This is a genomic window from Virgisporangium ochraceum (genome assembly GCF_016863655.1).
GTDB classification, from domain to species: domain Bacteria; phylum Actinomycetota; class Actinomycetes; order Mycobacteriales; family Micromonosporaceae; genus Virgisporangium; species Virgisporangium ochraceum.
In genome coordinates this window covers 38420-61464 of record NZ_BOPH01000152.1, presented here as the reverse complement: position 1 = coordinate 61464, position 23045 = coordinate 38420, and the positions used below count along the sequence as shown (strand labels likewise).

The 23045-nt window shown below is 69.1% G+C and carries 21 protein-coding genes, 2 pseudogenes and 1 riboswitch; of the genes and pseudogenes, 6 read left to right on the top strand and 17 right to left on the bottom strand.

The window, feature by feature from the left end:
• Positions 1-382 precede the first annotated feature (382 nt).
• From Voc01_RS54960 to Voc01_RS50945, 6 genes and pseudogenes are all read right to left on the bottom strand, one after another.
• Complete coding sequence (locus tag Voc01_RS54960) at positions 383-700, bottom strand: LLM class oxidoreductase (protein ID WP_373873984.1); 318 nt, start codon at positions 698-700, stop codon at positions 383-385.
• Complete coding sequence (locus Voc01_RS53850; protein ID WP_239161084.1) at positions 607-975, bottom strand: LLM class flavin-dependent oxidoreductase; 369 nt, start codon at positions 973-975, stop codon at positions 607-609. The genes Voc01_RS54960 and Voc01_RS53850 overlap by 94 nt, the downstream gene beginning before the upstream one ends.
• Positions 972-2309, bottom strand: coding sequence for an NsdA family TPR-like regulatory protein (locus tag Voc01_RS50960; protein ID WP_203935052.1), 1338 nt, complete (start codon positions 2307-2309; stop codon positions 972-974). Before Voc01_RS50960 ends, Voc01_RS53850 begins: the two co-directional genes overlap by 4 nt.
• Before the next feature lie 265 nt (positions 2310-2574).
• The gene (locus tag Voc01_RS50955) at positions 2575-4044 is read right to left on the bottom strand and encodes a glycine hydroxymethyltransferase (RefSeq protein ID WP_203935051.1); all 1470 of its coding nucleotides are present in this window, start codon (positions 4042-4044) and stop codon (positions 2575-2577) included.
• Positions 4045-4066: 22 nt separating this feature from the next.
• Positions 4067-4162, bottom strand: a riboswitch (ZMP/ZTP riboswitch).
• A gap of 116 nt (positions 4163-4278) precedes the next feature.
• Positions 4279-4710 (bottom strand): hypothetical protein, encoded by a 432-nt coding sequence (locus Voc01_RS50950; protein WP_203935050.1) that lies wholly within the window; start codon positions 4708-4710, stop codon positions 4279-4281.
• Between the two features lie 10 nt (positions 4711-4720).
• Positions 4721-5221: pseudogene (locus Voc01_RS50945) on the bottom strand (transposase); the annotation flags it as partial.
• Between Voc01_RS50945 and Voc01_RS54955 the strand changes: the two are divergent.
• The 6 genes from Voc01_RS54955 (at position 5137) to Voc01_RS54950 (ending at position 9359) form a co-directional block, all read left to right on the top strand.
• On the top strand, positions 5137-5403 hold the full coding sequence (locus Voc01_RS54955; protein WP_373873983.1) for a sensor histidine kinase: 267 nt from the start codon (positions 5137-5139) through the stop codon (positions 5401-5403). The pseudogene Voc01_RS50945 and the gene Voc01_RS54955 sit on opposite strands and share 85 nt — an antisense overlap.
• On the top strand, positions 5403-5894 hold the full coding sequence (locus Voc01_RS50940; protein ID WP_203935049.1) for a response regulator: 492 nt from the start codon (positions 5403-5405) through the stop codon (positions 5892-5894). Before Voc01_RS54955 ends, Voc01_RS50940 begins: the two co-directional genes overlap by 1 nt.
• Entirely contained in the window at positions 5894-6046 is a 153-nt protein-coding gene (locus Voc01_RS50935) for a LuxR C-terminal-related transcriptional regulator (protein WP_203935048.1), read from the top strand. Before Voc01_RS50940 ends, Voc01_RS50935 begins: the two co-directional genes overlap by 1 nt.
• Positions 6047-6437: 391 nt before the next feature.
• Positions 6438-7037, top strand: a complete 600-nt coding sequence (locus Voc01_RS50930) for a PAS domain-containing protein (protein ID WP_203935047.1) — start codon at positions 6438-6440, stop codon at positions 7035-7037.
• 10 nt (positions 7038-7047) lie between these two features.
• Positions 7048-8973, top strand: a complete 1926-nt coding sequence (locus Voc01_RS50925; RefSeq protein ID WP_203935046.1) for an ATP-binding protein — start codon at positions 7048-7050, stop codon at positions 8971-8973.
• Positions 8970-9359 (top strand): response regulator, encoded by a 390-nt coding sequence (locus Voc01_RS54950; protein WP_373873982.1) that lies wholly within the window; start codon positions 8970-8972, stop codon positions 9357-9359. The genes Voc01_RS50925 and Voc01_RS54950 overlap by 4 nt, the downstream gene beginning before the upstream one ends.
• Positions 9360-9559: 200 nt before the next feature.
• On the opposite strand, the pseudogene Voc01_RS50920 reads toward Voc01_RS54950, so the two are convergent.
• From Voc01_RS50920 to Voc01_RS50870, 11 genes and pseudogenes are all read right to left on the bottom strand, one after another.
• A pseudogene (locus Voc01_RS50920) lies at positions 9560-10900 on the bottom strand (SpoIIE family protein phosphatase); the annotation flags it as partial.
• Positions 10901-11497: 597 nt separating this feature from the next.
• The gene (locus Voc01_RS50915) at positions 11498-12547 is read right to left on the bottom strand and encodes an NAD(P)-dependent alcohol dehydrogenase (RefSeq protein WP_203935044.1); all 1050 of its coding nucleotides are present in this window, start codon (positions 12545-12547) and stop codon (positions 11498-11500) included.
• Positions 12547-13386: an ABC transporter permease gene (locus tag Voc01_RS50910; RefSeq protein WP_203935043.1), complete on the bottom strand. Its 840-nt coding sequence runs from the start codon at positions 13384-13386 to the stop codon at positions 12547-12549. Before Voc01_RS50910 ends, Voc01_RS50915 begins: the two co-directional genes overlap by 1 nt.
• Positions 13383-14342, bottom strand: coding sequence for an ABC transporter ATP-binding protein (locus Voc01_RS50905; RefSeq protein ID WP_203935042.1), 960 nt, complete (start codon positions 14340-14342; stop codon positions 13383-13385). Before Voc01_RS50905 ends, Voc01_RS50910 begins: the two co-directional genes overlap by 4 nt.
• Complete coding sequence (locus tag Voc01_RS50900) at positions 14339-15103, bottom strand: DUF4386 domain-containing protein (protein ID WP_203935041.1); 765 nt, start codon at positions 15101-15103, stop codon at positions 14339-14341. The genes Voc01_RS50905 and Voc01_RS50900 overlap by 4 nt, the downstream gene beginning before the upstream one ends.
• Before the next feature lie 65 nt (positions 15104-15168).
• Positions 15169-15414 (bottom strand): DUF8691 family protein, encoded by a 246-nt coding sequence (locus Voc01_RS50895; protein ID WP_203935040.1) that lies wholly within the window; start codon positions 15412-15414, stop codon positions 15169-15171.
• Positions 15415-15514: 100 nt separating this feature from the next.
• On the bottom strand, positions 15515-18208 hold the full coding sequence (locus Voc01_RS50890) for a winged helix-turn-helix domain-containing protein (RefSeq protein WP_203935039.1): 2694 nt from the start codon (positions 18206-18208) through the stop codon (positions 15515-15517).
• Between the two features lie 272 nt (positions 18209-18480).
• The gene (locus Voc01_RS50885) at positions 18481-18753 is read right to left on the bottom strand and encodes a DUF8691 family protein (RefSeq protein ID WP_239161083.1); all 273 of its coding nucleotides are present in this window, start codon (positions 18751-18753) and stop codon (positions 18481-18483) included.
• Positions 18750-19466: a DUF2306 domain-containing protein gene (locus tag Voc01_RS50880; protein ID WP_203935038.1), complete on the bottom strand. Its 717-nt coding sequence runs from the start codon at positions 19464-19466 to the stop codon at positions 18750-18752. Before Voc01_RS50880 ends, Voc01_RS50885 begins: the two co-directional genes overlap by 4 nt.
• Complete coding sequence (locus Voc01_RS50875; RefSeq protein ID WP_203935037.1) at positions 19463-20155, bottom strand: hypothetical protein; 693 nt, start codon at positions 20153-20155, stop codon at positions 19463-19465. Before Voc01_RS50875 ends, Voc01_RS50880 begins: the two co-directional genes overlap by 4 nt.
• Before the next feature lie 133 nt (positions 20156-20288).
• Entirely contained in the window at positions 20289-23021 is a 2733-nt protein-coding gene (locus Voc01_RS50870; protein ID WP_203935036.1) for a winged helix-turn-helix domain-containing protein, read from the bottom strand.
• Positions 23022-23045: the final 24 nt, after the last annotated feature.

The window sequence follows — 23045 nt, the reverse complement described above, 5'->3', positions numbered from 1 at the left end:
GAACCAGATCCGCGACAGGCAAGGTCCGCAGCGCAACCTCGCCGTTCTCGGTTAACGGTCGACCTCTTCACGTGCGCCGATGGGGCGGGAGCCGACTGGTGCCATGTTCGCGAGGAGTCGCCATTGAGGCAGCGGGAGTCCACGGAAGTCGGGGTCCAAGACTTGCAGGCAGACGTGGTCCGCGCCAGCTCTCTGATGCTGGTCAACGCGATCGGCTATGGCTGCTTCGTCGCCCCAGGCGATGAGCGCGTCGAGGAGGCGGTTGCTGCCGTGGTGGTCGAGGTCGTCGTCGGTGTAGCCGAGTCTGCGGAGGTTGTTTGTGTAGTTGGGGGAGGGATAGGTATCGGCGTAGGTGTCGTCGGCCGATTTCGTAAGCTTTGGCCTAGTCGTTGATCAGGATCACCGCTTGCTCGGGGACGAGAAGCTTGCCTGGTCCGAGGATGTGTCGAGCCTGGGCCGTGTGCTCAGGGGGTACGAGATAGGTATGGGCGCCGTCCGCGTGTTCTGCGGCGATTCGGCGCATGCGTGGGCCGAGAGCCGCCAGGATTCGGACGGTGTTGCTGGCAGGTACGGCTCGGTACTGTTGGCCTTGCTGATCCATTGCCGTCAGGTAGTCACGGACGGCTTGTAGCGGCCGGCCGTAGGATAGTTGTCGCGTGTCGTTGACCAGCCGTGGGTGGCTGACGCCGAGTCCGAGGATGAAGCGGTCGGGGTACGCCTCGGTGAGGGTAGCTGGGCGGCGAACGTCGAAAGCGGGTCGCGGGCCCACAGGTTCAGGACACCGGTCGCGATCGTTATGCGGCGGGTGGCGACCAAGAGGATCGCGGATTGGCTGACGGGCTCGCGGCCGACGTTCTCGCCGATCCACAGCGAGTCGTATCCGAGGGCTTCGAGTTCCTGAACTGCGTCGCGCACGACATCCGCAGGGTGGAAGTCGAACTGGGCCGTCCAGATCCCCAGTCCGGTCAGCCTCACGGTTCCGCCTTGCTAGCCAGGGTTGTCAGGGCATCGCTGAACGCCAGGATAGGGTCGTCCAGCTTTCCTCCAGCCGCCGGATCCCGTTGGTGGACCAGCCGACGGATTCGGCGGCTCTGTTGGAGGATCGGGACGATGGGTTGATGGATGGTGGATGCCAGAGCGTGCTCAGTGAGACTGATCGCCTGTGACGGGTCACCTGACTCAACTGCGGCATCGGCCAGGAACAGGGTGAGCACTGCGCGTGCCTTGGTGTGGGACTCCGGAAGGGCGTCACGTGAGCCGGTCAGTTCCGTGATGGCTTGGTCCGGTTGGCGTAGTAACAGTCTGCTGGTGCCGCAGTAATACCGGAGATCCAGTATTCCTTGAGCGAAGTCCATGCCGTGGCGCCGGTCACGTTCACTGGAGTGTTCAGCCGCTCTCTCCGCCATGGCGTACGAGTTTTCGAATCCATCCTGGTTTCCGGTACCGGCAAATGCGCGGGCTTGCAGTGCATAGAGCCAGGCACGCGTGGTCGCGTCCGAGCCATGGCCGGCGAAGTAGATCCCGCGGTCGATCAGTTCCGCGGCCCGACCGAGATCCCGGCGATGCCACTCGATGAGGCTCTGCGCTCCTGACAGCCAGGCGCCCAAACCCCATGCTTTGGCGTCATGCGCAGCGGACGCGGCGGTCTCATACCAACGCTCCGCCTTACGGTCGTCGCTGATGTCGAAACACGCCCAGGCGTGGAGTCCGGCAAGCCGCGCAGCGAGTTTCACCAGCCGTTCGTGATGGCGCAAGGTCTGCCGTCGACGCAAATGGACAAACACGGACTTCATCAGCAGCTGCGTCATCCTGAGGGCCTCATCAGGTGGCGTGCGCGCGAAGTCCTGATCGAGCCCTTCACAGGCTAGTTCAGCAGCTGTCAGCTCGGAGCTACCAATCCCCGGCTGGTCCAGCGCTGATGCGAACTCCACGAGATCGACCCCTGAACCTCTCCGTTCACCGCCGAACATGCCGTCGAGCGATCCTGGTGAGGGTGTTCCCTCGGCCGCGATGCGCTCGTTCGTGCGGCGCGGGCTGTAGAGGCCCAGTGCAGCGTCGGTCGCGGCGCCGAGGACGTGACGTAGGGCGTTGCGGCGTTCCTCACTGGGCCATCGGTGTTCTCCGCGTTCGAGCTTGCCGAGCCAGCGGAAATCCACGTAGTGGGCGGTGAGGCGGCGACCGGGGTAGAGCTGATCGAGGGTGACGTTGACGGCGTCGGCCAACTCGGCCCGCGACATGCGTTGGCCCGGCCGTAGCGGGGAGTCCAACCGGCGGCGGGCATCGCTGAGCACGGTGTTCGGTGTGATCACCGCATCGGGGTGGCGAGGCATCTGCCCTCCCTCCGGGCGGCCGGTCGGCGTGTACGAATCCCGGCCGGTCCGGGCTCGGACACCGCAGATCAGCATATCGGACCGTCTGCAGCGATCACCGTTCGCGATCGGCCCACCTCGTCGGGTCTTGCGCAGCTGCTGCGCTTGGTGGCTGTCCACGTGCCGGCCAATCGAGGGTGCCGGCGCAGTCCAACCACTCCCAATCGGCCGGCATCGGCGTACCGGGCCCACCCTCAGATCGGGTCTATGTGAGTGCGACGTCGCCGTACAGCGGATGGTCTTCGAGAAGGTCACCGGCCTCGGCGGCTACCTTCGTGGCGATGGCGGCGTCAAGGCGGTACTTGGCCTTCGATGGGTTGCCGCCTGCGTCGGCGCCAGGCTGGGTGTGGTGAAGGGTGGTGGTGATGAGTTCGGCGATCTGGTCCATGTCGGTGGCGTCGAGTCCTCGGGTGGTCAGGGCTGGGGTGCCGATGCGGATGCCGGAGGTGTACCAGGCGCCGTTGGGGTCGTTCGGGATGGCGTTGCGGTTGGTGACGATGCCGGCGTCGAGGAGGGCGGCTTCGGCTTGCCGGCCGGTGAGTCCATGGGTGGTGACGTCGATGAGGATCAGGTGGTTGTCGGTGCCGCCGGTGACGAGGCGGTTGCCGCGGCGCAGGAGTCCGTCGGCGAGTGCGCAGGCGTTGTCCACGACGCGCTGGGCGTAGTCGCGGAAGGTATCGGTGCGGGCTTCGGCGAGCGCGACGGCTTTGGCGGCCATGACGTGCGGGAGGGGCCCGCCGAGGACCATGGGGCAGCCCCGGTCGACGTGTTCGGCGTATTCGTCCTGGCAGAGGACCATGCCTCCGCGTGGGCCGCGAAGCGTCTTGTGGGTGGTCGTGGTGGTGATGTGGGCGTGCGGCACGGGATCGTGGTCCCCGGTGAGCACCTTGCCGGCGACGAGGCCGGCGAAGTGGGCCATGTCGACCAGGAGGGTGGCGCCGACCTCGTCGGCGATCTCCCGCATGAGAGCGAAGTTGACCCGTCGTGGGTAGGCGGAGTAGCCACCGACGATGATCAGAGGGCGGAACTCGCGGGCGGTGGCGCGCAGGGAGTCGTAGTCGAGGAGGCCGGTGGTGGGGTCGACGCCGTAGCTTTGCTGGTGGAACATCTTGCCGGAGATGTTGGGTCGGAAGCCGTGGGTGAGGTGTCCACCGGCGTCCAAGGCCATTCCGAGCATGCGTTGCTGGCCCAGGTCGGCACGCAGGGTGGCCCAGTCCGCGTCTGTGAGGTCGTTGACGTGGCGGGCGCCTATCCGGTCGAGGGTAGGGCTTTCGATGCGGTGGGCGAGGATCGCCCAGAACGCGACGAGGTTCGCGTCGATCCCGGAGTGCGGCTGGAGGTAGGCGTGCGGTGCGCCGAACAGTACGCGGGCATGCTCGGCGGCGATGGCCTCGATCGTGTCGACATGTTGGCAGCCGGCGTAGAAGCGGCGTCCGATGGTGCCTTCGGCGTACTTGTCGCTGAGCCAGTTGCCCATGGCGAGCAGGGTTGCTGGGGACGCGTAGTTCTCACTGGCGATCAGTTTCAGCGATTCGCGTTGAGCGGTCAGCTCGGCGGCGATCGCGTCGGCGATGCGGGGTTCAACCTGGCGCACAACGGCGAGGGCGGCGTTGAACGCTGTCGACTCGGCGGCTGCTCCGCCGGCGATGCCGGCGTTGGTGGGGGGTGTGGGCATGGCTGGGCCTCCTCACGATGGTGAGTGTGGCCCAGGCGCACGGCACGATCGGTCACGTCGACCGGGGCCGCTCCCTGATGGTTGAGCCCATCCCAGCGCGCCAGTCACGGCCCGGCTCGCATCGTAGCAACGTCACCGGGGTCCTGACGTCGCCGTCCGGTCGGCGCGCCGCAACGCAGGCATGACCATGGGGTGACCGGCGATCTGAGAGGGCGGTTCGGGAGCCGATGTCCGTCATGACTCTGGCGTTGGGTCAGGGTTGCTGGCCGCGGGCTGGGCGATGGCGAACAGGCCGGACTCCAGCTCGGTGAGGACACCGCGGGCGACGAGGCGTTTGAGCTTGGCGCGCAGGCTCTCGGTGTTCTTCGCGGCGGTGCCGGTGCCCAGAGCGACGCAGATGTCCTTGGCACGTAACGGATTGCCGGTGGCGGCGAACACGGCGAGGATCTGCTGGTAGGCCGGGCTGGCCACGGTGGCGCCGGTCGACGCTGTGCCGGCGGTGGTTGTGCCGGTGAGCCGCAGTAGCGTGGTGCGGGTCGTGGCGAGGTCGGCCAGTTCGGCGTCGACGACCACGAGTTGTTCGGTGAGTGCGGCGATCTGGGCGCGCAGCTGCTCGGCCTGGGCGCCGGCGAGGGTTTCCCGTGCCAGGACCTGTTCGTGGTTCATCCGTTGTGCTTCATCCGTTGTGGGGCAACGGTTGGCGCCAGGACGGGGTGGTGGTGCCGGTCAGCCGGCGGACGAGGTTCGCGGTCGCCGCCGACCAGGTGCGTGACTCGCTGGACGCTGGCCGGGTCTCGTACTCGCGCACGAGCCGGCGGTGCAGCATGAGGGTGCCGTGGACCTGCTCGACGATCCACCGCTTGGCCACCGGCACGAACCCCGGCCTGGTGTCGGAACGTTTGACCTGTTCGACGTCGATGCCGTTGACCGCGCCGTGGATCTGGACGTCATCTTTGAACCCCGCGTCGACCCACGCCTTGGTCACGGTCGGGGTGTGCTCGACGACGCGGTCGACCAGGGCGACACCGATCTGGTTGTCGGTGGCCGAAGCGGCCATGACGACCACGGCGATGATCAGACCGAGGGTGTCCACTGCAAGGCCACGCTTGCGCCCGGGAACCTTCTTCGCCGCATCCTTTCCGGTCGTGGCGGCCGGGATGTGGTTGGCCGCGCGGAGACGGGGCGCTGCACCTGCGCATCGAAGACGACGGCGCCGGCCTGCCGACCGATATCGGGACAGGCGTCGGCCTGGAGTCCATGCGCAGCCGCACCGCCGACATCGGTGGCACGGTGACCGTCGCGAGCGGGCCCGGTGGCGGCACCACCGTCGTGGCCGACCTTCCGCTGGGGGAGACGTGATGGACACACCGGTCCGGGTCGTGCTGGTCGAGGACCATCCGATGTTCCGGGTCGGTCTGACGGCCACGCTCGGGCTCACCGGTGACATCGCCGTCGTCGCGTGCGCCGCCACCGAGCAGGAGGCCGGCGCGCTCGTGGCCGAGCACCGGCCCGACGTCGTGGTCCTCGACATCGGCCTGCCGGACGGCACCGGCATCGCCCTGATCCCACGACTTCGGGCCGAGTCGCGGGCCAGCCACATCCTGATGCTGACCTCCTACGACGACGCCTCGATCCACGCGGCACTACGGGCGGGCGTACGCGGATACGTCGTCAAGACCGCCGATCCCGACGACATCGTGCGCGCCGTACGCACGGTCGCCACCGGAGCCGGACACTTCTCCCCGACCGTGGTCGACCGGATCACCACACACGTCGCCACCGGCGGACGGTCCAGCGACCACAGCACCATCCCCCAGCTGACCCGCCGCGAACGCGAGATCTGGCGCTGATGGCCAAGGGACACGGCAACACGTACATCGCCGACTACTTCGTGCTGAGCCTGAAGACGATCCGGAACAACGTCTCCACAATCATGACCAAGATCGGAGCGCCCAGCCGCGCCGAAGCCGTCGCGAAAGCGCACGCGGCCGGGCGGTCTTGATGCCGCAGCGCAGCGGTACCCGTGCCCGGCATGACCGTCATATTTGTGGCAGAGCTGATGCTTGCGGTTGTTGCTGGAAATCGTGACGGATTTGCCGGGATCCGGGCGTTGACGGGCGCCTGCATGTGGCTGCGGGTCTGCTGCTCTCGGGCGATGTCTCGAGGTCAACCCTGCCGAAGCAGGTTGGCGTCTGGGCTTTCGCCGACGCTAGCAACATTTCGCACCACTGACGTCGAGGCACGAGGCAGCATCTGGACCGTCCAGGACGCCCCTCTCCGAGTCGGTGGGCGTGGTGGCGCGTGTCCACCTTTCGGGGACAGACACCGCTTCGTCGGCTGACTAGAGTCCGTCGTGCCGTCTCGTCGTCGGGGCGCGCCGGATCGGTGCGCGAGTGCAGAACGAGGTTCGTGTGGTCCACTCCACAGGTCGGGATTCGTGCTCGGTAGCGGAAAGCGAAGCGCTGCTTGCCGCTGTAGTCCGCGGCGCGCATGACGCGATCGTGGCGGAAGACCTCGACGGCGTCGTGACGGTCTGGAACCACGGGGCCGAGCGGTTGTATGGCTACCCGGCGGCCGAGATGATCGGGCAGCGCACCGACCGGATCCATGCGCCGTGGCACCGTCCGGACGAGGTGGCCGCGGCACGCCGCATCGCCGCGGGATCTCGGCCGGAGGCCTACCTCTGTGAACGGACTCGTCGCGACGGGACCACGGTCACAGTGTCGGTACGGGCCGCACCGACCGTCGACAGGGCCGGAGCGGTCACCGGCGTCACCACCATCTCGTGGGCGGTGGAGACAGACCAGGCCAGCCGGGTCGGTCACGAGTTGCGCACCTCGCTCAACGCCATCATCGGGTTCACCGGCATGCTGCTGATGGGTCTGCCCGGTCCGCTCAACGCCGAGCAGGAGAATCACCTCCGGCTCGTCCAGTCCAGCGCCGAGACGCTGTTGTCGCGTATCAACCAGCTGTCTCGTCCGGCAGTGCGCTGAGGGCCCGGCGATGGATCATGTAGATCATTGGTGGCAGCTCACCGCGTTGGCCAATGCGGTCGTTCTGGCGGCGTACCTGGCAATCTCGTACGCGATCGCGCGTGGGTTGTGGCAGTCGCGGCAGTGGCGGAACAATCCGCTCGGGTTGGCCACCGCCTCGATCTTCTTCAGTTGCGCCGTGCACCACGGTTCACACGTCGTGCACCTCATGCTTCCTTACATCGGCTGGGACATGCATGCGGGAACGGCGATGCGGATGGCGTTCGGGATGGACTTCCACGCCGCGGCATGGGACTCGGTGACCGCCGCGCTGGCGGTCTGGTACTGGACGTTGCGCAGCCGGTTTCCGGCGCTGGTTCGCGGGGCGGCCCTGTTCGAGGATCTGCGGCTGCGCCAGGCCGCCGAGGCGACGTTGCGCGCCAGCGAGCAGCGGTATCGCGAGATCGTGGAGACGACGAGCGAGGGCGTCGTGCTGCTGGACGGCGACGGGCGGATCGGGTACGCCAACGACCGGTTCGCCGGGATGGTGGGACGCGCGCCCGCGGAACTTCCCGGCACGTCGGTGCTGGACCTGGTCGCGGCGACCGACCGACCCGCCACGGTCGCGGCGCTGGCCGAGGTTACCGGGAGCGGAGCGACCCCGTTCGAGGTCGGCCTGCACACCCGCGACGGGCGGGTGGTATGGGTCCGGATCGCCCTGACGGCGCGGGCGGGTGATGCCGGGGAACCGGCCGGCGCACTCGCGATGGTCACCGACGTGACCGAACAGAAGAGCATCGAAGCGCAGCTGCGCCAGGTACAGAAGCTCGACGCCGTGGGCCAGCTCGCTGGCGGGCTGGCCCACGACTTCAACAATCTGCTGACCGTCATCGACGGCTACGCCGCCCTGCTGATCGCCCAGGCCGATGCGGCGGCCAAGGACGACCTGACGATGATCCGCGACGCGGCTGCCCGGGCGAGCGGGCTGACCCGACAGCTCCTGACGTTCTCCCGGGCGCAGACCGCCCGGCAGCGCGTCGTCGATGTCGCCGGTCTGGTCGGCAGTGTCGAGGTCCTGCTGCGACGGCTCATCCGCGAGGACATCGGGCTGCTCGTATCGGCCGGCCCGGCGCCGAGCGTTGCGCGGGTCGATCCGGGTCAGCTCGAACAGGTGCTGGTCAACCTGGCGATCAACGCCCGGGACGCGATGCCGAACGGTGGGACTCTCACCCTCCACACCGACCGGGTGGTGCTCGACGGCCGACGTGCCGACGAGCTGACCGCCCAACCCGGCGACCACGTACTCATCACGGTCACCGATACCGGCTGCGGTATGACGGCGGACGTCGCCGCCCGGGCGTTCGAACCGTTCTTCACGACCAAGGAGCAGGGCAAGGGCACTGGCCTTGGACTGTCCACTGTGTACGGCATCGTGACCCGGGCGGGTGGGGTGGTGCGCGTCGACTCCCGTCCGGGTGCGGGTACCACCTTCGAAATCTACCTGCCCGCGACCGACGAGGCTCCGACCGATCTTCCGCACGGACTGGAACCGCAGCCGCTGACCGCGGGAACCGAGACGGTTCTGCTCGTCGAGGACGACCCGGCCGTTCGCCAGCTCACCGAACGGATCCTGACCACCGCCGGCTACCGGGTGCTGGTCGGTGTCGACGGGGAGCACGCGCTGGCCGTGGCGAGCGCACACGCCGACATCGACCTGCTGGTGACCGACGTCGTTATGCCGGGGATGAACGGTCAACAACTCGCCGACCGGCTCACCCACATGCGGCCGGGACTGCCGGTCATCTTCACCTCCGCCTACACCCGGGGAGCGCTCACGCACACCGAGGAGAAAGCGTCCGTCGCCTTCCTCGACAAGCCGTACACGGCGGCCGCCCTGACGCAGAAGATCCGCTCCGTGCTGGACGCCGCCGTCGACGTCGACACCATCAACGTATGAGTCACGCCGCGGGCACCGTGCTCTACATCGAGGACAACCCCCTCAATACATTGCTGATCGAGCGGATACTGCGCGCACGGCCCGGTGTGGTGTTCGGTTCCGCCCCGGACGGGCGCAGCGGCCTGGACCGGGCCGAAGAGTGGCGGCCGGACCTCGTGCTGCTGGACCTCGAACTACCCGACCTCAGCGGGGAGCAGGTTCTCGCCGCGCTGCGCACCAACCCGGCGACGCGGACCATTCCCGTGGTTGCCATCAGCGCCGCTATCGACGTCGACGTCCATCTTCGGATTCTCGCCGGCGGAGCGCGGTTCTTCGTGACCAAACCCTTCGATGTCGCTGACCTGCTCAGTCTCGTCGACCAGGTGCTTGGCACCGGTGGGTCGTGAGCCGCGCGGTGCTCACGATCGACCGGTGACCTGGAGAACGGCCAGGCAGATGTCGTCGTCGGGGGCGAGGCCTCCCAGCATGTCGGCCACGATGTGGTCGGCCAGAAGGCGGCCACCGCCGGCCGGTCCGGGTATTCCCGGGCGATCCGGCGGATGGCTCCGTCGGCCACGCGCGGCAGCTGGGCACGGTCGAACGACATGAGGTCGTGGTGCCGCTCGACCAGGGCATCGGTGTAGGCGCAGAACGCCTCACCCGGCTTCAGACACAGTTCCTGCTCCAGGAACGTGGCCTCGGGAAGGACGCCGAGCGCTGGGCCGGCGGGTGCCAGCAGTGTGGCCGGCACGTCGTCGGTTCGGTGCACGTCGCGGTCCGCCGAGACCACCAACGGCCTCGGGTTCCCGGCATTGGCAACGTGCAGCCGGCCGGTGCCAGGATCGAACAGCGCCACGACGGTGGTGACGAACGTGTCGTCATGACGGGTGGCGGTGAGAAAGCGGTTGAGCCGTGCCAGGAGACCGGCGGGAGCGGGATCGTCATGGGCGAAGGCACGCAGCGCGGCCAGAACCTGACCCGTGACAGCGACCGGGTGTAGTTCGTGACCGGCCACCTTGCCGACCGACAGCAGAATCCGACCGCCGGGCACGGGTTGCACGTCGTACCACGCGGCCCCGATGTCGAACCGGTCGGGGACCGGTAGGTACACCGTCGCCAGGTCCGCGCCCGCGATGGCGGGCAGCCTCTGTGGCAACACGGCACGGTGGAAAGAGTCGATCGTGCGCCGCACGGCGTGCCAGTCGGTCTGCGCCCGCAGGCCGGCGCGTACGTTCTCGCGGATCGCCGTGACATCCTGGACGACCCCCCACAACCTCCGCGGCCCGTCGGCTTCAGACCGGAACGACACGATCAGCTCTCGGACCGTGCCATCGGAGCCCGCAATCCGCACCTGCGCGCAGCCGGGCGAGCCGTCGTTCCAGGCATCCTCGGCCGCACTCGTGAGGCCGGCCAGGTCGTCCGGGTGCACCCGACGCACCAGCTCGTCCGGTGCCAACCGGGACGACCGCAGGCAGAGCAGGTCACGCAGAGCCGGTGACACCACGATCGTGTGGGTGTCGGGGTCGAGCTGCCAGCTGCCGGACCGGGTCAGCCGCTGGGTTTCGGCGAGATGGTCAGCGACCGGCAGGCCCACCGGCCCCGGGTTCAGCAACGCGTCGATGGTCGCGAGCACCGTCGTGGGGTGTGCGGGCTTGAAGATCACGTTCTGAACGTCGCAGGCCTCCGCCAGCGGTTGGATCTCACCCGGACCGTAGTGGGCGGTGCTGAACACGATGGGAATGTGCCTGGTCGCCGGTTCGCTGCGCAACGAGCGGGCGAGCTGAATGCCGTCAACGCCCGGCATGCGGACGTCGGTGATGACCGCATCCGGAGGCTGCCGAGCTATCAACGACAGAGCACTGTCACCGTTGGACGCCTCGCGGATCTCGTGACCCCGGTAGCTCAGCAGCGTGCACATGAACTCACGGCTGGGGGCGTCGTCGTCCACAACGAGTACGGTTGCCACGCCGGAACGCTAGAACAGCACGAATCCGGGCATCGCACACCGTGTGCGCCCACATCACGTCACGATCGGTCGACATCTGCTCGTCCACGTGCACAATCCAACAACCCAGCAAGCCCAGATGATGCGCCATCCGGTCAACCGCAGGCCGCCGTTGTCTGGCCCCGGGCGAAGTCGCAACGCATAGACCTTGGAGTTGAGCCACCGCGGATGCAGCGGAGGCTCTGACCGGTACTCCGGTTGCGGTCAGCCAGCGTCGCAGGATCCCGCACGAGCAGCCTGGCCGCCGAGTTCGTCGACCAATAGCCTGACGCCGTCGTTGTCGACTAGGCCGATCTGACTGGCACATCACGCTCCACCGCAGCCACTCATCTCGGCATCATGGACGCCATCCGCGGTCCGCTCGCCGCGACGGCCGGTCAGGCCACCGCGCCGCCAACGCCGTGACCGTTATTGCGCTGGCGGGTCGGTCGTCGAGCCGTGCTCGTGGTGGGGTGCGGTCCCCCCTTGGTGGTACTTGTGTACCCAGTTCGCTCGGCAGCGCACGGACCGGTGGTGCCAGCCCGGGCTTGGGCGCCTGCCTCAGCTGGTCGTGATGATGACCTTTCCGTGGGTTTGTTCGGCCTCCATATAGCGGACCGCGGCGGGTACGTCCGGCAGTGCGAATGTCTTGTCCACCACGGGCCGGAGCCGACCGTCGGCGACCATGCGGGCGATCCGCTCCAGCATCTCGGTGCTCGGCACGGCTTGGGGGACACAGACCTGGAACGGTTGGAAACGGGCCAGCGCCGTCGCGCCGACCAGCAGCTTCAGCGGCCCGAGGATCCGTCCTTCGCCGGGGTTGCCGCCGCCCGACAGCACCAGCCGGCCCCCGGGCCGGACCGTTCGCCGCAGGTCACGCAGACGGTGGTTCCCTACCAGGTCCACGACGGCATCCCAGGTGCGGCCGGTCCGGGTGAAGTCCGTGGTCGTGTAGTCGATGACCGTGTCGGCGCCCAACGACTCGACCATCGCCATGTTCCGGGTGCTGACCACCGCTGAGACGTTGAACCCCATGGCTTTGGCAGCTTGGACGGCCATTGTGCCGACGCCGCCTGAGGCACCGTTGATGAGCACCGCGCCTCCCGCGCCCAGCCCCGTTTCGTCCAGGCACAGCAGTGCCGTGGTGGCTGCCAGTGGCAGGGCGGCAGCGTCCTCGAACGGCATTCCCTTCGGCAACGCCGCCAGTTGGGCGGCGGCCGCCACGGCGTAGTCGGCGAACGTGCCGACGCCTTCGCCGTACACGGCATCACCGGGTGCCCAGCCGGCGACGCCGGCACCGACGGCCGCGACGACCCCGGCCAGGTCGGTGCCCCGCACCGGGATCCGTGGGCCGCGGAGGGCGAGAACGGTGCGGTCGATGAGCCGTGCCAGCCGTGGTTCGCCGCGCATGACGTGCCAGTCCCTGGCGTTCACCGAGGCGGCGTGCACCCGGATCAGGACTTCTCCGGGGCCCGGGGCGGGGGGCGGCTGGTCGACCATCCGCAGCACCTCGGGTCCGCCGTACCGGGTCTGTGTGATGGCCCGGTTGGTCCTCGGCACGGCGTGCGTCCGGGCGCCCGGGTGGGGGTTCTCCAGGGGGTGGGGTCTCATCACTTCACCTCGGAGCGGAGCACGTTCATCACGGCGACCACGCTCGGCAGGACCAGCCACACCAGGGTGGTCACGGTGAGATGGGACCAGCCGTCACCGACGAGGTCGCCGCGCAGTAGCGCGTCCTGGTTGTACTTCGCGTCGAGCCAGGGCCGGGCGTCGGCGAACCAGTCCTGGTTGAATGCCAGCAGCCCCAGCAGCCCGGGGGCGACGAAGGCGTAGATCATGTAGGCGACGATGGCGGCCGAGCTGTTGCGGATGAGGGCTCCCAGCATGAACCCGACGAGCAGGAGCAGCGTCTGCCCCAGCGCGAAGTAGCCGGCGTCGACGATCGTCTGGTCCCACACGGGTGCACTGTCGGTCATCGCGGCACCGACGAGGTTGCCGGCGGCGCCCACGCCGAACGCGGCGACGGTCGCGGGGGCCGTGACCGAGACCGCGGCGATGGCTTTCGCGAGCATCACGCGGCCGCGGTGCGGGACCAGGGTGAAGGTCGCCAATCCCGAGCGTTGGGTCCATTCCGAGGTCACCGACAGGGTCGCGATGATGGGCAGGATGATGCTGATGGGCACTCCGATGGCGAGGGTGAACTCGCTGTAGGTCAGCTGCGCGGTGGGAGCCCACGCGATGATGGCGCCGGTCGTGAGCACCGCGGCGAGTCCGAGGCTGGCCAGCAGCCGCCGGCCCGAGCGGGTGTCGAAGCTCTTGCGGAGTTCCACCCCGACGAGACGTGTCAGCGGGACCCGCGGGGTGTGGCGGCTTCTCGTCCTGGGCTCGCGGTGGGGTACGGAGGAGACGGTGGTGGTGGCTGTGGTGCCGGGGATGGCGTGGCTGGTCATGTGACTGCTCCTTGCCGACTGAGGTGGTGGAGGGTCGGGTGCGCGTCGCGTTGGGTGTCGGCGGTCAGGGCGAGGAACATCTCTTCCAGCCCGGCCCCGTCGGCGGCCCGAAGCTCGGTGAGGGCAACCCCGGCGGTCCAGGCGACGTGGCCCACCGCTTCGGCGTCCGCTTCGACGTGCAACACCGTCGGGGTGAGGCCACTACCGCCGGGGGTGGGGTCTGTCCGGTGGTGCGTGAGCCCGGCTGAATCGAGGGCGGCGGCGAGGGCGGCGGGGTGCCGGGTGGCGACCTGGGTGCCGGCACCGGCCAGGAGGTCGGTTTTGGCGCCGGCGGCGACGATGCGTCCGTCGCCGATGACGACCAGGTCGTCGGCGAGCACTTCGATCTCGTGGAGGAGGTGTGAGGACAGCAGGACGGTGCAACCGCGGTCGGCGAAGTCGCGCAGGAGGTCTCGCATCCACCGGATGCCGGCCGGGTCGAGGCCGTTGGCCGGCTCGTCAAGGACGAGGACGTCGGGGTCGCCGAGGAGGGCGTGCGCGAGGCCGAGCCGTTGCCGCATTCCGAGGGAGTAGTCGCGCAGCCGCCGACCGGCTTCGTCCTCGGTGAGGCCGACGGTTTCCAGCAGCTGCGGGACGCGGCGGGCGGGCAGGCCCATGGTGCGCTGTGCGATGGTGAGCACTTCCCGGCCGGTGCGCCCGGCGTGCTGGGCGGATGCGTCGAGGAGGACACCGACGTCGATGCCAGGGTTGGGCAGGTCCCGGAACCGGTGGCCCAGGACGTGGGCGGTGCCGTGGTCGGGTGGGGTGAGGCCGACGAGGATCCGCAGGGTGGTGGACTTGCCGGCGCCGTTGGGACCGAGGAAGCCGGTGATGCGTCCCGGCCGGGCGGTGAAGGTGACGTCGTCCACGGCGGTGAAGGTGCCGTAGGTCTTGGTGAGGTGGTCGATGGAGATCATCGCGAGGCGTCCTTCACCGCGTCCTGCTCGCTGGATGCGGACGGCGGGGTCTGGAAGCCCTTCACGATGAGGTAGATGCCCAGGATGAGTTCCCAGAAGAACTCCGGGGTGGCGGAGAGGTTCTGGGCTGCGCCGCCGGGCTCGATGAGTCCGAGGACGGCAGCTGAGCCGGAGGCGATGATGAGCGGCCCGCCGATGAGGCCGAGGATGGCGAGGCGGCGCGGCACGAGGCCACTGCGGTACATGATCCAGCCCAGGATGCAGCCGTTGCCGACACCGACGACGAACGCCGGTCCGAGGTTGAACGTCCACTGCTGCAAGGCCACGAACGCGTCGCCGACGGCGGCCAGCCCGGCCGCGGACTGCTCGCCGGCGGCGGCGTAGTCCTGGCGGAGGGTGACCAGCGTCAGGACGGCGAGGATGCCGACGCCGATGAAGACGCTTTCCATGACGCGTGCCGTGACGAAGCTGATGGCCAGGTTCGGGTGCCGCTGCTTGATGACGGTGTACATGGCGGTCGCGGTGCCGATGTTGGCGACAATGAGGACGGCCTCGAAGAAGGCGCCCCACAGGACCCGGGAGTCCTGGCCGGGGCCGGTGACGTAGTTCCCGTCGAACAGCGGCGGATAGAACCCGATCTTGGCGGCGATCGAGGTCACGTAGGTGACGACGAACAGCCAGCCGACGATGGTGGCGGCACGTCGCGTCGGGTTCGTGGACGTCTGGCCGTGTGGGACGGGGCTGCTTTCGATCGTGGTCATTCTGGTCTCCTGACGCTGGGTAGGGGAGGTCCTCGGGTTGGGTTGCGGTGGGGGCGCCGATTGGGTCAGCGATCCTGGTGGGTGTCGGTACGTGTGACTGAGAGGAGCGGAACCCCGAGGTCGCGCACCTTGTGAAGGAGTCCGTGCAGCGCGGCCTGGTCGGTGACGGGTCCGCGGAGGACGGTGGTGCCGTCGTCGGGGTGGTGCACGTCGAAGCCGTCGAGCCAGGTCGACCAGCGGGTTCCGAGCCGGCCCTGGATGCGGATCTCGTACCAGTCGCCGTGCTGCTCGTGCGGGGCGTGGCTGCTCATGCCCGGGACGGTAGGAACGGTGGTGATGAGCAGGCGTCATCACAGGTGATGAGTCCGGTGATGAACTTTCCGACTCCGGCCGCCGCGGGGGAGGAGGGTCTCAGAGGTGCAACTGGTGTGCGCGTCGCACAGCCGCGCGCCGGTTGTTCACGCCGAGCTTGGCGTAGATGTGCTGAGTGTGGGTCCGCACTGTCGGCAGCGACACGTTGAGGTGGCGGGCAATGGCCGGCCCGTCAAGGTCGGAGCCGAGTAGGCGCAGCACGTCGAGCTCGCGGCTGCTCAACGGCGCCACCAGCGGTGCCGCTTCGCCGGATGTCGTCGAGCTTCGTGGCGCGTCGGCGGACGGGGAGCCGGTGGCAGCTGCCGCCAGGACGTGTTCGAGCGGCCGGTCGGGCAGGAGCGTCAGCAGGTCGACTATCCGAGGTCCCGCGTCGAGCAGCGGCCGCACCCAGCCGCGGTGGCTGGTCAGGTCCACCGCATCCTGGAGCCGTCGAAGGGCCTCACTGGGCCGGCCGACGGTGTCGTAGGCGAGCGCCAGCAGTAGGGAGGTCTCGAGGACTGCAGCGGTACGGCCTGCGTCGGCTGCCGCGTCGTGAAGGTGCTGCAGCACCGCGAGTGCCTGCTCCACCCGCGCCGGGTCTGGAGTGGCCGCGTGCTCGGCCAGCAGCAGCCGCGCGAGAGTGAGGTGCTCGTACTCGTGCAGATACGTCAGGTCGTCGCCAGCGGCAACCGGCGCGGCTGCAGCCCACCGCCGGGCGGCGGCGAGGTCGCCGATGCGCAGATGAAGCCGAGCCCGGACGGCCGACACCGGCCGAACGTTGGGTGAGAAGTCGCTGTTGAACAGACGCTCGGCCTCATCCAGCAGCACATCGGCGGCCGCCGCGTCGCCTTGGGCCTCACGCACGGCAGCCATCGCGACCCGCCACCGGTACGGCTGCTGCGGGAGACCGGCAGCCTCACCGAGGTCGCCGGCCACGCTCAGGTACCGGGCCGCGTCGTCGGAGTTCCCGCGCTCCCAGGCCACGCGCGCCAACGCCACCCACATGTCCGCCGTTCCCCGCACGGCTCCGTCCCCGCCGGCGGCGAGGTCGAGCGCACGCTGGGCCGCCGTGTGGGCCGCATCGAGGTCCCCGAGCTGCAGTTCCAGCTCCACGACGGTTACCGTGCATCCCAGCGCGTCCGAGACGTGCCCCTGGGCGGCGAGTCCCTCGGTTGCTGCGAGGTACGCCTCGCGTGCCGAGGAGAGATCGCCGGTCGACCAGGACGCCAGGCCCTTGAGTGCCGAGGCGGACGCGTACGTCAACTCATCACCCTCAGCGGCACGCGCCACAGCCTCGTCGGCCAGAACGAGTGTGGAGTCCACATCCCCGGCGATCAGCGCCAGCGCGGCCCGATGGGTCGCCATGACCGCCGGCACCCGTTGCCATTCGTGCCGGTCCCGGATGATGAGCGACTCCCTCGACGTGGCCAGGCTGTCGCTGAGGGAGTCCAGCCGTTCGGCGACGCCGTCGAAGGTGTTGCTTGCCATCAGCGCGCCCACGAGGTTGCTGGCCAGCACCGGCCGTCGGGCCAGGACCTCGGCGGGCACCAGCGGCACCCAGGTTCGCAGCAGTCCTTCGGCTCGTCGGCGTCGCAGCTCGGGAGTGGCGATCTCGATGAGGTCCGCAGCCCGGTCGGTGTCACCGGCCGCGAAGGCATGCCGCACGGCTGCCTCGACGTCGCCGGCCGCCTCGTACCAGTCGCTGGCGCGGCCGTGCAGCACGCGGACGTCGCCGGGGCGTTCGGCCATCAGCCGCATGTGGAGGACATCGGAGAACAGGTGGTGGTAGCGGTACCAGCGGCGGTGGTCGTCCAACGGGACCACCAACAGGTTGCGCCGCTCCAGCGCCTCCAACACTGCGGCTCCCGGCATGCCGTCAACCGGGCCGGTGACCGCGTCGCACAACGGGCCGCACAACGCCTCCAGTACGGAGGTGTCCAGCAGGAACCGCCGCAGGAGAGGTGGCTGCTGGTCCAGCACCTCGTCGATCAGGTAGTCGACGATGTAGCGGTGGTCGCCGGCGAAGGAGGAGATGAACTCCGCGACGTCGGTGCGGCCCCGCAGGGAGAGGGCGGCCAGTTGCAGCGCCGCGGCCCACCCCTCGGTTCGCGACTCCAACGCCTGCACGTGCTCGGCCGACAGCCCGAGGTCGTGGATGCCGTTGAGGTAGGTCCTGACCTCTCCGAGGGTCAACCGCAGGTCGGCGGCACGAAGCTCGACCAGGTCGCCGCGCGCTCGGAGGCGGGACAGCGGCAAGACCGGGTCGGCTCGGGTGCTCACAACCAGGTGCAGCTGCGGTGGGCGGTGCTCAAGCAGAAGTGAGAGGCTGTCGGTGACCTCGCGGCTCTCGGCCAGGTGGTAGTCGTCCAGCACCAGCGTGAGGTCCTCGGAACGGACACTTACCTCGTTGACCAGGCTCGTGACGACGTCCTCAAGCGAGCCTGGACCTGTGTCGAGCAGCGCCAGCGCGGTGCTCGCACACCCGGCACTCGTGACCTCGAGGGCATGTAGGACATGAAGCCAGAACCGGGTGGCGTCAGCGTCGCGTGCATCCAATGACACCCACGCTACGTCGGGTGCGTCGCCGAGAACGGAGGCGAGCAGGGTCGTCTTCCCGAAGCCCGCTGGTGCGGACACCAGCACCAGCGCAGCCTCCCGGGCATGTGCCAGCCGCTCGGTCAGCCGTGCTCGTTCCACCAGCTCGGGCCGACGGCGCGGCGCAGTGAGTTTGGTCCGCACCAACGCTTCACCCATCGGCGGTCCCCTCCCTTCGGCAGCCCTGCCATGAGCGTAGGTGGCGCTAGCAGCCGCTCCCTAGGTCGGTTCGCGGCCGGTGACCCGCCCTGGCTGCTGTCGCAGACCCCCGGGGCGGGTCCATGCTGAGACGGACGCCGCATCGCGGCCGGGCATCACGCGTCGACCCGGTCGCGTTGACTGGGCAACCCACGCCTCAGCGCTCGGGCCGGCAGCATCCCTGGGATTCCCGGTGCCCGGCCGTATCCACGCGCCGCCAGTGCAGTGACCGGTCATCGCGCTGGCGGGTCGGTCGTCGAGCCGTGTTCGTGGTTGGGTGCGTCGGTACTGGTGACTGAGACGAGTGTCGTGCCGAGGTCCCGGATCTTGGTGAGTAGGCCGTGTAGTTCGGCCTGGTCGATGACTGTTCCTTCCAGGGTGGTGGTGCCGTCGTCTTCGGGGGTGAGGGTGAATCCGGCGAACCAGGTCGACCAGTGCGGGTCGAGGTGTCCGTGGATGCGCAGTTCGTAGGTGATCGGGGCGGGTGGTCGGGGATGGCGGTTCATGGTGATTCGACCGATGTGGTGCTGCCCGCAGAGCCGGTTCGGTGGGAACGTGGGCGTCGGATGACCCATTCGGCGACGACTGCGTTGATGACCCAGCCGGAGCCGACGGAGATGGCGGTGCTCAGGTCGCCGGCGCCGAAGAGTGCCTCGCCGGTGCCCTGAGTGACGACCTGGGTGCCGGCGCCGAGGGCGAGGGCGTAGGCGCGGGTCATCCAGGCGCGGTGGGCGGTGATGTCGCGACGGCGGATGGCGGTGAACCCGGCGACGATGCTGGCGGCCATTGCTGAGCCGACCAGCAGCCGGATGCCCCACAGGAGGTCTCCACCCGGTGCGCCCGGGTAGAACAGCGTCATCCATAGCCCGGAGCTGGCAACGAGCAGGCCGGCTCCGGTCAGGACGCGGCCGGAGGTGCGGTGCCAGCCGGGGTGGCGGCGACGAAAACGGCCGGGGAACTGGAGCGCGCCGAGGAGTGCGTACACGGTTGCGGCGAGGATGTGTATGACGACAGGTGCGGGGGAGGCGTCGACGCGCGGGTTGGTGGGCAGCAGCTGCGGGCCGCCCGTGATCTCGAGTAGCCGCAGTGACCCGGCGGTCAGTGGAATGAGACTCAGGGCGATGAGTGCCAGCGGGGCGCGCCAGCTCGAGCCGCCCGGGCCGCCGCCCGGCCGGCGCTGCGCTGCCGGCCGGGTGTGGGGGGCGCTGGGACGGGTCATTCGGCACCCGCTGCCGTGAACGTGGAGGGGGCGTCGACCTGGATCCGCACGGCCGCGGTGTCGGCCGGGACGGAGCGCCACAGCGCGTAGCCGAGGCCGATCATGGCGATGCCGTTGGGGTAGGCGAGGAGGCGGTAGAAGGCGTCGGGCATGACCGCGAGCGCGACGGTGACGACGCCTCCGGCGGCGAGGAGCACGGCTGCCCAACGGGCGAGGACGCGGGCCCGATAGAGGGCGATGCCGAAGACGAGGCCGCCGGCGAGATAGGTGAAGCCCTGGACCTGGAGGACGGTTTGCAGAAGGCCGATGTCGCCCGTGGCGCTTCCGTTGGTCGCCGCGGCCAGGACGTCGTCGACGTAGCCCGGGTTGCTGCCGGCCAACGAGGGCAGGACGTAGGCGGAGACGAACGCGGTGCTGGCCACGAGGAGGTAACCGGCACTCAGGGCGAGGTAGCCGAGGAGGCCGAGCACGCCGATCCGGGTGACCTGGCGCAGATACATGCCGGTGATACCAGCGAGCGCGAGCGCGGCCATCAGCACCTTGAGTGAGTTGCGTACCGCCCACTCGGTTGTCTCGACGTTGGTGACGTCAGAGTGCGGGTGGTTGATCTGGACACCGATGAAGATCAGTCCGGCGAGGGCGGCGGCGACGGCGGCCGCCCGGTACAGCGTGGTCGGTGTGATGGTCATGTGCGCTTCCTGTCCGGTCCGTCCGGGGCGGGTTGCCGCCGGAGATGCCTGAAACCTAGGAAGCGACGGGGTGAGCCCGCGTCACCACATGATGTGAACGGCGATGTGACCCCAGCGGTGCTAACAGGCGGTGCTACAGGAGGCCCTGGTCGTGGGCGCGGCGGACCGCGGCGGCACGGGTGGTCACGTCGAGCTTGGTGAAGATCCGCTTGGTGTGGGTGCGCAGCGTGTTCAGTGTGACGTACAGCTCGCGGGCGATCTCCGGGCCGGTGAGGTCGGTGGCAAGGAGCCGGAGCACCTGCAGTTCGCGGTGGCTCAACCGTTCGGGCGGGGCATCCTGCGGTTCAGGCGTTGCCGCACGTTTCAGAATCCGTTGCGCCTGCGACCGAAGCGCTTCGTCGGCAGCGGCGACGGCCTGCCGTAGCAGGGTTGTCATCGGGGCGCCTTCGTCGAGGTACAGCCGAACCACGCCGTCCGGTTCGGGGGTCTCCAGGAGGCTGCGGCCGAGGGTGGTGAGCGCCCGCTTCGGGTCACCGTCGGCGTGATGGGCGAGGGCCTGCAACATCCGGATCTCGCGCACGCTGCCGTGGCGGCCGGTCCGGACGGCCGCGGTGTGCAGCCGGTCGAGAAACCTGAGCAGGGGACGCGATCCGCCGTCGGTGAGCAGCAGTCGGGCCAGGGTCAGGTGTTCGTACTCGCGCAGGTAGTCCGGTTCGTCGTCGACGCTGATGCCCCGGTCCTCGGCCCAGCCCCGCGCCGGGGACAGGTCCCTACCGGCGATCCGGATGCGCGCTCGCAACGCGGCGATGGGGCGGACATCGGGGTAGAAACCATGCCGGTACAGCGTCTCTGCCTGGTCGAGCAGCCGCATGGCCGCGTCCTGGTCGCCACCGGCCGCGCAGACCTGCGCCATGACGACGTACCAGCGGTGCTGGTTCTCGGTGATCGACCCGCGCTGCCCGAGCGCCCGGGCCGATTCAAGGTGCGCCCGGGCGTTGGTGAGGTCGTCACGTTCCCGGTCGAGATCGGCCAGACCGACATGCAGGTCCGCCGTCGCCCGCGGGTACGGTGCGCCGCCGGTGGTGGCGGTTCGCAGCGCCTGCTCGTAGAGCCAGCGGGCGCGGCCCGGTCGGCCGGCAGCAACCGACATGTCGGCGAGAACCACGGTGCTGTCCAGCGTATCGACGGCGTTACCGGCGGCACGCAGGCTACGTACCGCGTCAGCGAACGTGGACAGTGCCGCCTCGACGTCGCCCGCCGCCCAGGCCGCCAGGCCGAGAAACCCGCCGGCGGCGCCACGCACGAAGTGGTCGTCCGGTCCGGCCAGGTCCAGGGCGTGGCGGGCGTGGCGCACGATGCCGGCGACATCGCCGCGGGCCTGTGACAGCGATGCCCGGTATACGGCGACCATCGCCGGTGCCATGCGCAGATCCTCGTTGTCTACCCACGTCGCCGCGAGTTCCGGATCCCGGGCGCCGGCGGCGAGGGCCGCTTCGGCGTCGTCGAGCCGCCGTTCGGCCGCGTCCAGGTCGCCGGCAATCAGCCCCGCCCAACTGGACACGAGGCTGAGGACAGGGCTTCGGCGGATCACCGGCGCCGGGAGCAACCGCATCCAGGTCAGCAGTACGCCGTCCTGCCGGGTGCGCCGCATGTCCGGCACGGCCTGTTCCACCAGAGAGGCGGCGTGGTCGAAGTCCCCGCCCGCGACGGCGTGCCGGACCGCGTCGTCGACCATGCCGCCGGCGGCGAACCACCCGCTGGCCCGCCGGTGCAGCTGCGGCACCTGTTCAGGATGTTCGGCCAGCAGCCGGGCGCGGAGCACGTCGGCGAACAGATGGTGGTATCGGTACCAGCGGCGCTCACTGTCCAGCGGCACGACGAACAGGTTCGCCCGTTCGAGGTCGTACAACGTCCGGGTGCTGTCGACGCCGTCGGTGACGGTATCGCACAGCGCGCCGGTGAGCCGGTCCAGAACGGCGGTGTGAAGCAGGAAACCGCGAACGTGCTCGGTCTGACGGGCGAGAACCTCGTCGGCCAGGTAGTCGATGACGAACCGGTTGCTTCCGGTGAAAGCCCCAATGAATTCGGCGATCTCGTCCCGGTCCGTGACGGCACGTAGCGAGAGCGCGGCCAGCTGCAGCCCGGCGATCCAGCCCTCGGTGCGGTCCTCCAGCGCGTCGATGTCATCGGCGGTGAGCTCCAAGCCCATCACCCGGGTCAGAAACTCGTGCGCCTCGACGGAGGTGAACCGCAGATCGTCGGCACGTAGTTCACACAGTTGCCCGCGACTACGTAATCGGGCCAGTGGCAGCGCCGGATCGGCGCGGGTCGCCACGACCAGATGCAGCCGGTCCGGAAGGTGATCGAGCAGGAACGTCACCGCCTCATGGACGTCGGACGACCCGATCGCGTGGTAGTCGTCGAGAACTACGATCCACTGTCTGGCCGGCTGGTGCTCGGCGACCCGAGCGAGCTCATTGACCAGCAGGCTCAGCGCATCGGCCGACGGGCTCGTGGACGGGGTGGTGGACGGGGTGGACAACGACTCGACAACTGCCGCCTCCAGGTCGATCCCGGAGCTTTGAAGGGCGGCGACCAGGTGCGTCAGGAAGCGCGTCGGATCGTTGTCACCCTCATCGAGGGACAGCCAGCCGAATCCCACGTGTCCATGCCGCTGGCTCAGGCCGGTGAGCCAGTCACCGAGCGCGGTGGTCTTACCGAAGCCCGCCGGAGCCGACACGAGCGTCAACCGGTGGCCCGTCTCCAATGTGGCGTCGAGCCGCTCGTGCACACGGGGGCGCCCGACCAGGCGCGTACGCCGGGCCGGCGCGAACAGCTTGGTCGTTAGAACCAGCCTCGGCTCCATCACCGGAGGATAGACGGCCGCAGC

Excerpts from the sequence above, each read along its gene's own strand:
- Voc01_RS50955 (WP_203935051.1), bottom strand. The coding sequence starts at position 4,044 with ATGCCCACACCCCCCACCAACGCCGGCATCGCCGGCGGAGCAGCCGCC.
- Voc01_RS50950 (WP_203935050.1), bottom strand. The coding sequence starts at position 4,710 with ATGAACCACGAACAGGTCCTGGCACGGGAAACCCTCGCCGGCGCCCAG.
- Voc01_RS50940 (WP_203935049.1), top strand. The coding sequence starts at position 5,403 with ATGGACACACCGGTCCGGGTCGTGCTGGTCGAGGACCATCCGATGTTC.
- Voc01_RS50935 (WP_203935048.1), top strand. The coding sequence starts at position 5,894 with ATGGCCAAGGGACACGGCAACACGTACATCGCCGACTACTTCGTGCTG.
- Voc01_RS50925 (WP_203935046.1), top strand. The coding sequence starts at position 7,048 with ATGGATCATGTAGATCATTGGTGGCAGCTCACCGCGTTGGCCAATGCG.
- Voc01_RS54950 (WP_373873982.1), top strand. The coding sequence starts at position 8,970 with ATGAGTCACGCCGCGGGCACCGTGCTCTACATCGAGGACAACCCCCTC.
- Voc01_RS50915 (WP_203935044.1), bottom strand. The coding sequence starts at position 12,547 with ATGAGACCCCACCCCCTGGAGAACCCCCACCCGGGCGCCCGGACGCAC.
- Voc01_RS50910 (WP_203935043.1), bottom strand. The coding sequence starts at position 13,386 with ATGACCAGCCACGCCATCCCCGGCACCACAGCCACCACCACCGTCTCC.
- Voc01_RS50905 (WP_203935042.1), bottom strand. The coding sequence starts at position 14,342 with ATGATCTCCATCGACCACCTCACCAAGACCTACGGCACCTTCACCGCC.
- Voc01_RS50900 (WP_203935041.1), bottom strand. The coding sequence starts at position 15,103 with ATGACCACGATCGAAAGCAGCCCCGTCCCACACGGCCAGACGTCCACG.
- Voc01_RS50895 (WP_203935040.1), bottom strand. The coding sequence starts at position 15,414 with ATGAGCAGCCACGCCCCGCACGAGCAGCACGGCGACTGGTACGAGATC.
- Voc01_RS50890 (WP_203935039.1), bottom strand. The coding sequence starts at position 18,208 with ATGGGTGAAGCGTTGGTGCGGACCAAACTCACTGCGCCGCGCCGTCGG.
- Voc01_RS50885 (WP_239161083.1), bottom strand. The coding sequence starts at position 18,753 with ATGAACCGCCATCCCCGACCACCCGCCCCGATCACCTACGAACTGCGC.
- Voc01_RS50880 (WP_203935038.1), bottom strand. The coding sequence starts at position 19,466 with ATGACCCGTCCCAGCGCCCCCCACACCCGGCCGGCAGCGCAGCGCCGG.
- Voc01_RS50875 (WP_203935037.1), bottom strand. The coding sequence starts at position 20,155 with ATGACCATCACACCGACCACGCTGTACCGGGCGGCCGCCGTCGCCGCC.
- Voc01_RS50870 (WP_203935036.1), bottom strand. The coding sequence starts at position 23,021 with ATGGAGCCGAGGCTGGTTCTAACGACCAAGCTGTTCGCGCCGGCCCGG.